Source organism: Streptomyces sp. NPDC037271, assembly GCF_055603605.1.
Map to the genome: position 1 here is coordinate 17,949 of NZ_JBVJVN010000033.1, position 13,985 is coordinate 31,933.

General features: G+C 71.4%; 9 protein-coding genes. 5 read left to right on the forward strand and 4 right to left on the reverse strand.

All coding sequences use genetic code 11. The features are described 5' to 3' along the window. Positions 1-51 precede the first annotated feature (51 nt). Positions 52-846, reverse strand: a complete 795-nt coding sequence (locus tag ACZ7G3_RS33470; protein ID WP_426603122.1) for an MIP/aquaporin family protein — start codon at positions 844-846, stop codon at positions 52-54. 364 nt (positions 847-1,210) lie between these two features. Next, on the reverse strand, positions 1,211-1,975 hold the full coding sequence (locus tag ACZ7G3_RS33475) for an IclR family transcriptional regulator (protein ID WP_426603124.1): 765 nt from the start codon (positions 1,973-1,975) through the stop codon (positions 1,211-1,213). A gap of 548 nt (positions 1,976-2,523) precedes the next feature. Between ACZ7G3_RS33475 and metH the strand changes: the two genes are divergently transcribed. The 3 genes from metH (at position 2,524) to ACZ7G3_RS33490 (ending at position 8,912) form a co-directional block, all read left to right on the forward strand. Continuing rightward, positions 2,524-6,036: a methionine synthase gene (gene metH / locus ACZ7G3_RS33480; RefSeq protein WP_470930247.1), complete on the forward strand. Its 3,513-nt coding sequence runs from the start codon at positions 2,524-2,526 to the stop codon at positions 6,034-6,036. 128 nt (positions 6,037-6,164) lie between these two features. Beyond that, positions 6,165-6,866 (forward strand): HAD family hydrolase, encoded by a 702-nt coding sequence (locus ACZ7G3_RS33485; protein WP_470930249.1) that lies wholly within the window; start codon positions 6,165-6,167, stop codon positions 6,864-6,866. Between the two features lie 444 nt (positions 6,867-7,310). Next, a complete protein-coding gene (locus tag ACZ7G3_RS33490; RefSeq protein WP_470930250.1) occupies positions 7,311-8,912 on the forward strand; it encodes an ABC transporter substrate-binding protein in 1,602 nt (533 codons plus the stop codon). A gap of 96 nt (positions 8,913-9,008) precedes the next feature. Here ACZ7G3_RS33490 and ACZ7G3_RS33495 read toward each other — a convergent pair whose 3' ends face one another. Then, positions 9,009-9,680, reverse strand: a complete 672-nt coding sequence (locus tag ACZ7G3_RS33495; RefSeq protein ID WP_398135286.1) for a response regulator — start codon at positions 9,678-9,680, stop codon at positions 9,009-9,011. A gap of 16 nt (positions 9,681-9,696) precedes the next feature. Continuing rightward, the gene (locus ACZ7G3_RS33500; protein ID WP_470930252.1) at positions 9,697-10,683 is read right to left on the reverse strand and encodes a RecB family exonuclease; all 987 of its coding nucleotides are present in this window, start codon (positions 10,681-10,683) and stop codon (positions 9,697-9,699) included. 1,045 nt (positions 10,684-11,728) lie between these two features. Here ACZ7G3_RS33500 and ACZ7G3_RS33505 point away from each other — a divergent pair. Together ACZ7G3_RS33505 and ACZ7G3_RS33510 are read left to right on the forward strand one after the other, a co-directional pair. Next, positions 11,729-12,829: a site-2 protease family protein gene (locus ACZ7G3_RS33505; protein ID WP_470930254.1), complete on the forward strand. Its 1,101-nt coding sequence runs from the start codon at positions 11,729-11,731 to the stop codon at positions 12,827-12,829. A gap of 58 nt (positions 12,830-12,887) precedes the next feature. Beyond that, positions 12,888-13,790 carry a tRNA (adenine-N1)-methyltransferase gene (locus tag ACZ7G3_RS33510; protein ID WP_398135289.1) on the forward strand — a complete coding sequence of 301 codons (903 nt, stop codon included), beginning with the start codon at positions 12,888-12,890 and terminating at the stop codon, positions 13,788-13,790. Positions 13,791-13,985 lie beyond the last annotated feature (195 nt).

Sequence of the window (13,985 nt, forward strand, 5' to 3'; positions counted from 1 at the left end):
GTGCGTACGGCGCGTGTTCTGCGGCTCGATGATGGCCGAGCGGAAGGCCGCTCAGGCGAACGCGACGTTGTAGACACCTCCGGCGATCGCGCCGCCGATCAGCGGACCGACGACGGGGACCCAGGCGTAGGACCAGTCGGAGCCGCCCTTGTTCGGCAGGGGCAGCAGGGCGTGCACGATGCGCGGGCCGAGGTCGCGGACCGGGTTGATCGCGTAGCCCGTGGGGCCGCCGAGGGACAGGCCGATCGAGACCACCACGAACGAGGTGATCAGGGCGCCCAGGGTGCCGAGGCCGTTGCCCGCGTCGTTCAGGCCCTGGGTCAGGATGGCGAGCAGCAGGACGAAGGTGCCGATGATCTCGGTGGCGAGGTTCTGGACCGTGTGCCGGATCTCCGGGCCGGTGGAGAAGACGCCCAGGACGGGGCCGGCGCCCTTCTCCTGGGCCTCGACGGCCTTGGCCGTGGTGTCCCGCGCGTCAGGGCCGCCGACGATCTCCGGGTCGGTCAGGTGGGCCTGGAACTGGCCGTAGTAGGCGACCCAGACCAGGACGGCACCGATCATGGCGCCGAGGATCTGCCCGGCGAAGTAGGTGGGGACGTTGCCCCACTCGCCGTCCTTGATCGCGATGCCGATCGTCACGGCCGGGTTGAGGTGGGCGCCGGAGAGCGGGGTGGAGATGTACGCCGCCGTCATGACGGCGAAGCCCCACCCGAGGGCGATGGCGACCCAGCCGGCGTTGCGCGCCTTGGAGGCCTTGAGCGTCACGGCGGCGCAGACACCGCCGCCGAGCAGGATGAGTATGGCGGTACCGATGGTCTCGCCGATGAAGATGTCGGAGCTGGACACCCGCGACTCCTTTGTCCTTCGTCCAGGGAAAGCCGAACCCCCGGGTCCCTCCGGGTGTTCCGGCGCTCTCGGTGTGAGAGCGGTGGCGGCCCTTGGCGTTGTCACACTCTAACGCGTATTGCCGGTAGGTGTTCGACAATGCCGACCGATGGACGCGAGTCTCGTCTCGGCGTCAGCCGTGCGTCAAGAGTTCTGTTATCGAAAACACGATCGTTATTGATCGTCATGGACTATCGGTCCCCGGGAACGGGGTGTGCGGGCCTTCGGGCCGTATGTCCGCTTCGCCGCGTCGGGGCAGGCAAAAGGACCGGAACGCCGTCCGGCGTCCCGGCCCCTGCGGGTGTCCGCGCCCGCCCGGGCGCTGTCAGAACCGCCCGGCGCCCAGGTCCCGCGACACGGCGCGGGCGCAGTCCCGTACCGCCGCGACCAGCTCGGGCCGCAGCTCACCGTCCCGGCACAGCCGTTCCACGGCCCCGGTGATGCCGACCGCGCCGACCGGCATGCGCCGGCGGTCGTGGATGGGGGCGGCGATGGAGGCGATGCCGTCCCAGGTCTCCTCGACGTCGGCCGCGTAACCACGCGCGCGCGTGATGTCCAGGATGTGCTCGAATCCGTCCGGCTCGCAGACGGTCCGGTCCGTGTACGCGGTGCGCTCGGCCTCCAGCGCCTCGCTGTGCGCGACCGGGTCGTAGGCGGACAGCACCTTGCCCAGCGCCGTGGAGTGCAGCGGCTGCATGGCGCCGATCTCCAGCACCTGCCGGCTGTCGTCGGGCCGGAAGACGTGGTGCACGATCAGGACGCCCTGCTGGTGCAGGACGCCGAGGTGGACGCTCTCGCCGCTGGACCGGGCCAGGTCGTCCGTCCACACCAGGGCGCGCGCCCGCAGCTCGTGCACGTCGAGGTACGTCGTGCCCAGGCGCAGCAGCTCGGCGCCCAGCTGGTAGCGCCCGGAGGCGTCGTCCTGCTCCACGAAGCCCTCCTGCTGGAGGGTGCGCAGGATGCCGTGCGCGGTGCCCTTGGCCAGACCCAGCGACGAGGCGATGTCCGACAGGCCGAGCCGCCGCTCGCCGCCCGCGAGCAGGCGCAGCATCGCGGCCGCCCGCTCGAGCGACTGGATGTTCCGTGCCATCGACGTACTGCCTCCGTCCCCTTCGACTGCCGACCTCGGCGTCGCTGACGTCGTTCGGCAATGCCGAACACTACCGGTCGATGCCGACCTCCCGCCAATGGTCGGCGGGCAACTGTTGCACTTCGGCCATGTGACCCGGTCGCCGGTACCGTCCTCCGGCAGCGGCCGGGAGCACGGGCCGGCCCGCCCCGGAACTCCCTCCGCCTGGCCGCCTCCGGCCCGTCCGCCGGCTCGTCATGGCCCCTCCGGCCCGTCCCCCCGGCTCCGTCCTGGCCCCTTCCTTCCCGGCCCGCTCGTGGCGCGGCCCCGGTCTCCGCCCGGCCCGTTCGCGGCTCGCCCGGGGCGCGGCCCCGGCCCGTTCCGAGGCCCGGACGGTCACCCCTTCGGCGGGCGCCCGCCCCGCCGCACCCGTCCGTCTCGTGGACGCCCCGACCATCCGTCCCCGGTCCCGGCTACCCTGGCGACGTGCGTTCTCCCCCGGGACGTTCCCTGCGGACGGCACCGGGCAGCGCAAAGCCGACAGCCGTCGCATCCTAGGGAGCCCCTTCATGGCCTCGTCGCCGTCCACCCCGTCCGCCGACACCCGCACCCGTGTCTCCGCCCTCCGGGAGGCGCTCGCCACCCGTGTGGTGGTCGCCGACGGAGCGATGGGCACCATGCTCCAGGCGCAGAACCCCTCGCTGGACGATTTCCAGCAGCTGGAGGGGTGCAACGAGGTCCTGAACGTGACCCGCCCGGACATCGTGCGCTCGGTGCACGAGGAGTACTTCGCCGCCGGCGTCGACTGTGTGGGGACCAACACCTTCGGCGCCAACCACTCCGCGCTGGGCGAGTACGACATCCCCGAGCGCGTCCACGAGCTGTCGGAGGCCGGCGCCCGGGTGGCCCGCGAGGTCGCCGACGAGTTCGCCGCGCGGGACGGCCGGCAACGCTGGGTGCTCGGTTCCATCGGCCCCGGCACCAAGCTCCCCACCCTCGGGCACGCCCCGTACACCCTCCTGCGGGACGCCTACCAGCGCAACGCCGAAGGCCTGGTCGCCGGAGGCGCGGACGCCCTGCTGGTGGAGACGACGCAGGACCTGCTGCAGACCAAGGCCTCCGTGCTCGGCGCCCGGCGCGCCCTGGACGCACTCGGCCTCGACCTGCCGGTGATCTGCTCGGTGACGGTGGAGACGACCGGCACGATGCTGCTGGGCTCGGAGATCGGCGCCGCGCTGACCGCGCTGGAGCCGCTGGGCATCGACATGATCGGCATGAACTGCGCGACCGGCCCCGCGGAGATGAGCGAGCACCTGCGCTACCTGTCCCGCCACTCCCGGATCCCGCTGTCCTGCATGCCCAACGCCGGCCTGCCGGTCCTGGGCAAGGACGGCGCCCACTACCCGCTGACCGCGCCCGAGCTGGCCGACGCGCAGGAGACCTTCGTACGCGAGTACGGCCTGTCCCTGGTGGGCGGCTGCTGCGGCACGACGCCCGAGCACCTGCGCCAGGTCGTGGAGCGGGTGCGGGGCACCGCCCCCACCGAGCGCCACCCGCGCCCCGAGCCGGGCGCGGCCTCCCTGTACCAGAGCGTGCCGTTCCGGCAGGACACCTCCTACCTGGCGATCGGTGAGCGGACGAACGCGAACGGGTCGAAGAAGTTCCGGGAGGCCATGCTGGAGGGCCGCTGGGACGACTGCGTGGAGATGGCCCGCGACCAGATCCGCGAGGGCGCGCACATGCTCGACCTGTGCGTGGACTACGTGGGCCGCGACGGCGTCGCCGACATGGAGGAGCTCGCCGGCCGCTTCGCCACCGCCTCCACGCTGCCGATCGTCCTGGACTCCACCGAGGTCCCCGTCATCCGCGCCGGTCTGGAGAAGCTCGGCGGCCGCGCGGTCATCAACTCCGTCAACTACGAGGACGGCGACGGCCCCGACTCCCGGTTCGCGAAGGTCACCAAGCTGGCGCAGGAGCACGGCGCCGCGCTGATCGCCCTGACCATCGACGAGGAGGGCCAGGCCCGCACCGCCGAGAAGAAGGTCGAGATCGCCGAACGGCTGATCGACGACCTGACGGGCAACTGGGGCATCCACGAGTCCGACATCCTCGTCGACTGCCTGACCTTCACCATCTGCACCGGCCAGGAGGAGTCCCGCGGCGACGGCGTCGCCACCATCGAGGGCATCCGCGAGCTCAAGCGCCGCCACCCGGACGTGCAGACCACCCTCGGGCTGTCGAACATCTCCTTCGGCCTCAACCCGGCCGCCCGCATCCTGCTCAACTCCGTGTTCCTGGACGAGTGCGTCAAGGCCGGCCTGGACTCGGCGATCGTGCACGCGAGCAAGATCCTGCCGATCGCGCGGTTCGACGAGGAACAGGTCACCACCGCCCTGGACCTGATCTACGACCGCCGCCGCGAGGGCTACGACCCGCTGCAGAAGCTCATGGCGCTCTTCGAGGGCGCCACGGCCAAGTCGCTGCGGGCCTCCAAGGCCGAGGAACTGGCCGCCCTCCCGCTGGAGGAGCGCCTCAAGCGCCGCATCATCGACGGCGAGAAGAACGGCCTCGAGGCCGACCTGGACGAGGCCCTGACGGAGCGTCCGGCCCTCGACATCGTCAACGAGACCCTCCTCGACGGCATGAAGGTGGTCGGTGAGCTGTTCGGCTCCGGCCAGATGCAGCTGCCGTTCGTGCTCCAGTCCGCCGAGGTCATGAAGACCGCGGTGGCCCACCTGGAGCCGCACATGGAGAAGACCGACGACGACGGCAAGGGCACCATCGTGCTGGCCACCGTCCGCGGCGACGTGCACGACATCGGCAAGAACCTCGTCGACATCATCCTCTCCAACAACGGCTACAACGTCGTCAACCTCGGCATCAAGCAGCCGGTCTCCGCGATCCTGGAGGCGGCCGAGGAGCACCGCGCCGACGTGATCGGCATGTCCGGGCTCCTGGTCAAATCCACGGTGATCATGAAGGAGAACCTGGAGGAGCTCAACCAGCGGGGGCTGGCCGCCGACTACCCCGTGATCCTCGGCGGCGCGGCGCTGACCCGCGCCTACGTCGAGCAGGACCTGCACGAGGTCTACGACGGCGAGGTCCGCTACGCCCGCGACGCCTTCGAGGGCCTGCGCCTGATGGACGCCCTCATCGGCATCAAGCGCGGGGTGCCGGGCGCGAAACTGCCCGAACTGCGCCAGCGACGGGTCCGCGCCGCCACCGTGGAGATCGAGGAACGCCCCGAGGAAGGCCACGTCCGCTCCGACGTCGCCACCGACAACCCCGTGCCCACCCCGCCCTTCCGCGGCACCCGCGTGGTCAAGGGCATCCAGCTCAAGGAGTACGCGTCCTGGCTGGACGAGGGCGCCCTCTTCAAGGGCCAGTGGGGCCTGAAGCAGGCCCGTACCGGCGAGGGCCCCTCGTACGAGGAACTGGTCGAGTCCGAGGGCCGGCCGCGACTGCGCGGACTCCTCGACCGGCTCCAGACGGAGAACCTGCTGGAGGCGGCCGTGGTCTACGGCTACTTCCCGTGCGTCTCCAAGGACGACGACCTGATCGTCCTCGACGACGACGGCAACGAGCGCACCCGGTTCACCTTCCCGCGCCAGCGCCGCGGCCGCCGCCTGTGCCTGGCCGACTTCTTCCGCCCGGAGGAGTCCGGCGAGAGGGACGTCGTCGGCTTCCAGGTCGTCACCGTCGGCTCCCGGATCGGCGAGGAGACGGCCCGCATGTTCGAGGCCAACGCCTACCGCGACTACCTCGAACTCCACGGCCTGTCCGTCCAGCTGGCCGAGGCCCTCGCCGAGTACTGGCACGCGCGCGTGCGCTCCGAGCTCGGCTTCGGCGGGGAGGACCCGGCCCAGATGGAGGACATGTTCGCCCTGAAGTACCGGGGCGCCCGCTTCTCCCTCGGCTACGGCGCCTGCCCCGACCTGGAGGACCGCGCCAAGATCGCCGAACTGCTCCAGCCGGAACGCATCGGCGTCCACCTGTCCGAGGAGTTCCAGCTCCACCCCGAGCAGTCCACCGACGCCATCGTGATCCACCACCCGGAGGCGAAGTACTTCAACGCCCGCTGAGGCCTCCGGTAGCCCGCTCCGCGGTCACATCAGGCGTTCTCGTCCCGCCCGACGTACACTGGTCGGTCCACTGCAGGCCGGTTCCCTTCGTGGGGGCCGGCCTGACCGTCCCTCAAGGAGGTACGTGGATGACCAGTACGGTCCCCGCGCTCGGAACCCGTACGGCCGAAGGCTCCGCCCTGCAGGCCGTGCTTCTCGACATGGACGGCACCCTGGTGGACACCGAGGGCTTCTGGTGGGACGTCGAGGTCGAGGTCTTCGCCTCCCTCGGCCACACCCTCGACGACTCCTGGCGGCACGTGGTCGTCGGCGGCCCGATGAGCCGCAGCGCGGGATTCCTGATCGAGGCCACCGGTGCGCGCATCTCGCTCGCCGAACTCAGCGTGCTGCTCAACGACGGCTTCGAGAAGCGCATCGGCCGTACCCTGCCGCTCATGCCGGGAGCCGCCCGGCTGCTCGCGGAGCTCTCCGCGCACGAGGTTCCCACCGCCCTGGTCTCCGCCTCGCACCGGCGCATCATCGACCGGGTGCTGACCTCGCTGGGCCCGCAGTACTTCGGCCTCACCGTCGCCGGCGACGAGGTGCCGCGTACCAAGCCCCACCCGGACCCGTACCTGGCCGCCGCGGCCGGACTCGGCGTGGACCCGGCCCGGTGCGCCGTCGTCGAGGACACCGCGACCGGAGTCGCCGCCGCGGAGGCCGCCGGCTGCCACGTCGTGGCGGTGCCCTCGGTCACCCCCATCACCCCGGCCGCCCGGCGCACGGTGGTCGGCTCGCTGGAAGACGTAGACCTGACATTTCTGCGTGGCCTGATGACACAAATGCGCTAGACCTTCACCCAGCGTGCAGCGGCGTTAACGGGGAATTCCGGAAACGGCCGCGCGAGGCGGCCCGGGGAACAGGCGCGGAAGAATTCGAGCCGCTCCGGATGGCCGAATTCCGGCACCTGTCGGCGAAAGCTCCCATGTGATGTTCCCCACGTTGCGAGGGGTCGACAGGGTGGTAACGCTGTGCTGCCCCGCGCCAGGCGAACGTTGTCGAGGTGCCCTTGTGTCCTGATTGGTGAAATGCTGCACCAATCCTTCCCCTGTCGGGTTTTCGGTGTGTCCACACCCGGTTTCGCTCCGTGATGAGGTCTCAACTCCGGTGGCTGCGAACCCCCGTGCGGGCGCGGACTAATCTCGTCGCGAGAACATCGGCCACTACCCCCGTGATCCGCCGCGACACCCCTGCATGCCGGATACACGGACCGACAGCTCTGGAGAAACTCGAGCATGAACCGCAAGACTTTGGTGCTGCCGGCCGTCGTGGGCCTGCTCGCGCCGGCGCTCGCCGCCTGCGGCGGGTCCGACAGCGGCAGCGACGGGGACGCGATCGTCGTCGGCACCACGGACCGGTTCACCGCCTCGAAGGAGGCACCCGCGCCCCTCGACCCGGCGTACGCCTACGATGTCGGCCTCTGGAACATCCTGCGTCAGACCTCACAGACCCTGATGGTCCAGCCCCGCGGCGACGGAGAACCCGTACCCGAGGCCGCCGAGCAGTGCGGGTTCACCGACACCGGCAACGAGCGCTACTCCTGCACCCTGCGTGACGGCCTGAAGTTCGCCAACGGCGACCCCGTCACCGCCCAGGACGTGAAGTTCTCCATCGAGCGTGCCCTGTCCATCAAGGCCGGAAGCCAGGTGTACAGCCTGCTGTCCACCGTCGACACCGTCGAGACGCAGGGCGACCGCGAGGTCATCTTCCACCTCAACACCGCCGACGCCACCTTCCCGTACAAGCTGTCGACCCCGGTCGCCGGCATCGTCAACCCGGACGACTACGAGAAGGACAAGCTGCGCGAGGGCTTCGAACTGGACGGCTCCGGCCCGTACACCATGAAGGCCGAGGTCAAGGACGGCGCGCTGACCAAGGCCGTGTTCACCAAGAACCCCCACTACAAGGGGAGCCTGACGGTGAACAACGACAAGGTCGAACTCGTGTCGTTCGAGGACGCCGACGCCATGGGCACGGCGCTCGACAAGGGCGACATCGACCTGATGACCCGTGCGATGACGCCGGACCAGATCCAGGAGCTCTCCAAGGCCACGGGCGGCGACGTCGACCTCGTCGAGGTGTCCGGCCTCGAGATCCGGTACCTCGCCTTCAACACGAAGGCGCCGACGGTGAAGGACAAGGCCGTCCGCACGGCGGTGGCCCAGCTCATCAACCGCAGCGAACTCGTCTCCGCGGTCTACGGCTCCCAGGCCGAGCCGCTGTACTCGATGGTTCCGGCCGGCATCACCGGGCACTCCAACTCGTTCTTCAACACGTACGGAGACCCGAACGTCGCCAAGGCCAAGGCCATGCTGGAGGACGCGGGCGTCACCACTCCGGTCAAGTTCACGATGCACTACACGACGGACCACTACGGTGCCGCGACCAAGCAGGAGTTCGAAGTCCTGCAGAAGCAGCTGAACGACAGCGGCCTCTTCGAGGTCGACATCGAGGGCACGCCCTGGGAGAAGTTCCGCCAGGCCGAGCTGGACGGCGAGTACGACGTCTTCGGCATGGGCTGGTTCCCCGACTTCCCGGACGCCGACAGCTTCATCGCGCCGTTCCTCGACACCAACAACACCCTCAACTCGCCCTACGCGAACCCGCGGATCATCAACGACCTGATCCCCGAGTCCCGGCGTGAGGCCGACCGGCTCTCCGCCGTGGACAGCCTGACCACGATCCAGGACATCACCGCCGAAGACGTCCCGCTGATCCCGCTGTGGCAGGGCAAGCAGTACGTCGCCACCCGGGACGACATCACGGGCACGGCCTACGTCCTCAACTCCTCCTCCTCGCTCCAGCTGTGGGAGCTGGGCCGGGGCGTGAGCGGCTGACCGCCCACCGGACAGACCCGAAGGGCGCCCTCTTCTCGTCGGAAGAGGGCGCCCTTCGGGGTTCTCGCGCGTCGGCGCAGACGCCTGCGGAGCGGTCTACTGCGCGCCGGGGCGGACCAGGCCGCTCTCGTACGCGTACACCGCGGCCTGCACCCGGTCGCGCAGCCCCAGCTTGGTCAGCACGTGACCCACGTGCGTCTTGACGGTGGTCTCGCTGACGAAGAGGTCGGCGGCGATCTCCGCGTTGGACAGACCGCGGGCCACCAGCTTCAGCACCTCGACCTCACGGTCCGTCAGCGTGTGCAGCGCGTCCGGCACCGGCTCCTCGCCGGAGGGCAGATGCGTGGCGTACTTGTCGAGCAGCCGCCTGGTGATGCTCGGCGCGAGCATCGCCTCGCCGCTCGCCACCACGCGGATCGCCTGCACCAGTTCGTTGGCCGGCGCGTCCTTCAGCAGGAACCCGCTGGCGCCCGCCTTCAACGCCTCCACCACGTACTCGTCGAGGTCGAAGGTCGTCAGCACCAGCACCTTCGCCGGGCCGTCCCGCTCGGGCCCGGTGATCTGCCGGGTCGCCTCCACACCGTCCATCCGCGGCATGCGGATGTCCATCAGCACCACATCGGGCTGCAGCGCCCGCACCTGGTCGAGTGCCTGGAGGCCGTCTCCGGCCTCGCCGACGACCGCGATGTCCTGCTCCGCCTCCAGAATCATCCGGAAGCCCGTGCGCAGCAGCGGCTGGTCGTCGACCAGTAGGACGCGGATGGCCACGTAAGTCTCCTTCTCGCTAGTCCGGTCCCATTCTGCCCTGCTCGGCGGCGCCGGAGTCGGCCGCCCTCACCGGCAGCGGATAGGGCGGGGGAGTACCGCCGAACTCCGGGCAGTGCGCCTGGTGGTCGCACCAGCCGCACAACTTGGTGGGACGCGGCCTCCACTCGCCCGTCTCGGTCGCCAGCCGGATGGCCTCCCACAGCGCCAGCAGCTTGCGCTCCACCCGCTCCAGGTCGGCGAGGACCGGGTCGTACGTCAGCACGTCACCGCTGCCCAGATAGACCAGTTGCAGGCGCCGCGGGACGACCTTCTTCAGCCGCCACACGACCAGCGCGTAGAACTTCATCTGGAACAGCGCGCCCTCGGCGTACTGGGGGCGGGGCGCCTTGCCCGTCTTGTAGTCGACGATCCGCACCTCGCCGGTGGGCGCCACGTCGACCCGGTCGATGATGCCCCGCAGCCGCAGTCCGGAGTCCAGCTCGGCCTCGACGAACAGCTCCCGCTCGGCGGGCTCCAGCCGGCTCGGGTCCTCCAGCGTGAACCAGCGCTCCACCAGCCGCTCCGCCTCGCTGAGCCACTGCGCCAGCCGCTCGCCCCCCGGGTCGTCGGCGAACAGCTCACCGACCTCCGGCCTGCTCTCCCGCAGCCGGTCCCACTGGCCCGGGACCAGCGACTTCGCCCGCGGCGGCGTGCGCTCGGCCGCCGGGGCGTCGAAGAGCCGCTCCAGCACCGCGTGCACCAGGGTGCCCCGCGTCGCCGCCTCGCTCGGCTTCTCCGGCAGGCGGTCGATGACCCGGAACCGGTACAGCAGCGGGCACTGCATGAAGTCGCCGGCCCGCGAGGGCGAGAGCGAGGCGGGCGCCTTGGCCACGGGCACCGGGGCGGCCGTAGCGGGGACCGTGGTGGTGGCCGCCGCGTTCGGCGCCGCGTCTCCTTGGTCCGCCGCCGCCGGCCGGGCGCGTCCGCCGGCGTCCTCGGCGACATCCTCGATGCTCGTCTCCATGCCCACAGACCTTACGGCCCGCGACTGACAGCCACCCAGCCCGCGGCCGTGGCCCGTGGGGCGGAAGGGACAGAGGGGTACCGGGGCGTTACGGGCCACGACGGACGCATACCATCGATAGAGACCCTCCCGCCCGGCAGGCGCGGGGGACGCTTCGAAACGAGGGGACACCGTGGACGTGAGCGGCGGGAGCGGGCAGCCGCGGTCCGGCAACGACGAGTCGGCCGAGCCCCAGGCAGGGACCCCGGCCGCCGAAGCCGCCCAGCGGGAACCCGCGGACTCCGGCCCACCCGAGGAACGCCCATCGGACCGGTCCCGGACGACGGGGGAGGACCCCGAGGAACAGCCCCGGACGGCGACCGACACCGCCGAGAGCCATCCACCGGCACCGGGCCCCGGAACGCCGGATGCCGACGTGCCCGGTCACGGGACGCCCGGATCCGAGACCCAGGGGCGTGAGGTGCCTGCCGGTGAGGGGCCGGGTTCCGAGACGCTGATCCTCAAGAAGCCGGGCCCCGCGACGCAGGGGCAGGACACTGCGGGAGCCGCCGCCGCGAGGAACGGGACAGGGCGGAACACCCCGGACGACGCCACCCCGCACCCGGACTCGCGGACGCCCCTCCGCCCGGCCGCCCCGACGTGGCAAACGTCCGCCGGCAGCGACGACGCCACCCGCCCACCGGCGGACCCGTCCGCCGGCAGCGCGGGCACCGAAGGCCGCCGGCCGGACTCCGCTTCCGGAGCCGACCGTCCCACGAGCCCACCGGCTGTCCCCTCCTCCAGCGGTGACGGCACCTTCCGCCCGCCGGCGGCCCCGTCCGCCGGCGGCACCGACGCCGCAGGCCGCGGACCGCTCCCGCCCCCCGGTGACGGCGGCCACCCCGCCCAAGGGCCCGCGGAGCCCGGCCGCGGCAGCCGCGACGCCCGCGCCGACCGGCCGCGAGCCGATGCCCGCACCGATGCCGGGACCGGGCCGGGACGGCCGCCGCAGCGGCGGCCGGAACCCGGCGGCGGACTGCTGATGGGCCGCCCCTTCGGGGTGCCCGTGTACGTCGCACCCAGCTGGTTCCTGGTCGCCGCCCTGATCACCTGGGTGTTCGGCGGCCAGCTGGAACGCGTGCTGCCCGAGCTCGGCGCCGCCCGCTACCTGGTCTCCCTCTTCTTCGCGGTCGCCTTCTACGCCTCCGTCCTCGTCCACGAACTGGCCCACACCGTCGCCGCCCTCCGCTTCAAGCTCCCCGTCCGCCGCATCCAGCTCCAGTTCTTCGGCGGCGTCTCCGAGATCGAGAAGGAGGCCGAGACCCCCGGCCGTGAGTTCGTGCTGGCCTTCGTCGGCCCCCTGCTCTCCCTCGTCCTCGCCGGCGTCTTCTACGCCGCCCTCCTGCCCGTCGAGCCCGACAGCGTCCCCGGCGTCCTGCTGGCCGGCCTGATGGTCTCCAACCTCCTCGTGGCCGCCTTCAACCTGCTGCCCGGCCTCCCCCTCGACGGCGGCCGGATGCTCCGCGCCGTCGTCTGGAAAATCACCGGCAAACCGATGCACGGCACCATCGCCGCCGCCTGGGTCGGCCGGGCACTCGCCATCGCCGTGCTGATCGGCCTGCCCCTGCTCACCCAGTCCCTCGGCTCCGGCGCCGCGGACGACGTCGGCATGGACACCGTCCTGGACGCCCTGCTCGCGGCGATCCTCGCCGCGATCATCTGGACCGGCGCCGGAAACAGCCTGCGCATGGCCCGCCTGCGCGAACACCTCCCCGAACTCCGCGCCCGCGCCCTCACCCGGCGCGCCGTCCCCGTCCCGGCCGACACCCCGCTCTCCGAGGCCCTGCGCCGCGCCAACGCCTCCGGGGCCCGCGCCCTGGTCGTCGTCGACGGCGACGGCAGGCCCGTCTCGCTGGTCCGCGAGGCCGCCATCGTCGGCGTACCCCAGCACCGCCGCCCCTGGGTGCAGGTCAGCACCCTCGCCCAGGACCTCACCGACGGCATGCGCCTGTCGGCCGAGCTGTCCGGCGAGGAACTCCTGGACGCCCTGCGCGCCGACCCCGCGACCGAGTACCTGGTGGTCGAGGAGACCGGCGAGATCTACGGCGTCCTGTCCGCGGCCGACGTCGAACGCGCCTTCGTCAAGGCCATGGCCCGGCCCTCCTGAGCACCGTTCTCCCGAAGCGGTGGTCGGCGGCCCCGCCGGAGACCGGTAGGCTGGTCACATGTCCGAACCGACCGGTGCCGCCCGCAGGCGCGGGCCCTTCAAGGTCGGGGACCAGGTTCAGCTGACCGACCCCAAGGGCCGCCACTACACGTTCACGCTCGAGGCCGGGAAGAACTTCCACACCCACAAGGGTTCCTTCCCCCACGACGAACTGATCGGTGCTCCCGAGGGCAGCGTTGTCCGCACCACCGGGAACGTCGCCTACCTCGCGCTGCGCCCCCTGCTCCCCGACTACGTCCTGTCCATGCCCCGCGGGGCAGCCGTCGTCTACCCGAAGGACGCGGGGCAGATCCTCGCCTTCGCCGACATCTTCCCCGGCGCCCGCGTCGTCGAGGCAGGCGTGGGCTCCGGCTCCCTCAGCAGCTTCCTGCTGCGCGCCATCGGCGACCAGGGCATGCTGCACTCCTACGAGCGCCGCGAGGACTTCGCCGAGATCGCCCAGCAGAACGTGGAGCGCTACTTCGGCGGCCCGCACCCCGCCTGGCAGCTCACCGTCGGCGACCTCCAGGACAACCTGTCCGACACCGACGTGGACCGCGTCATCCTCGACATGCTCGCCCCCTGGGAGTGCCTGGAGGCCGTCTCCAAGGCACTCGTGCCCGGCGGCATCCTGTGCTGCTACGTCGCGACCACCACCCAGCTCGCCCGGACCGTCGAGTCCATCCGCGAGATCGGCTCCTTCAACGAGCCCACCTCCTGGGAATCGATGATCCGCAACTGGCACGTCGAGGGACTGGCCGTCCGCCCGGACCACCGGATGATCGGCCACACCGGCTTCCTGCTGACCGCCCGCCGCCTCGCGGACGGCGTCGAGCCGCCCATGCGCCGCCGCCGCCCCGCCAAGGGCGCCTACGGCGAGGACTACGACGGCCCCAACGCCGGTGGAGGCTCCGGCCGCTGAAGCGGCCCCGTGCCGCGATCAACGTACAGGCGCCGTGGCGGAGTTCCCGAGACCCTTCGGGAAGTCCGCCACGGCGCCTTCGCGTTGGCCCGGCGACACGGCACGGCACGGATCGGCCCGGCCGGGTGCCCACCCCGCCGTTCCCCCTCACTGTGACGTGTGGCACGATGCTGGCCACCCCCCGCCGGCACAGCC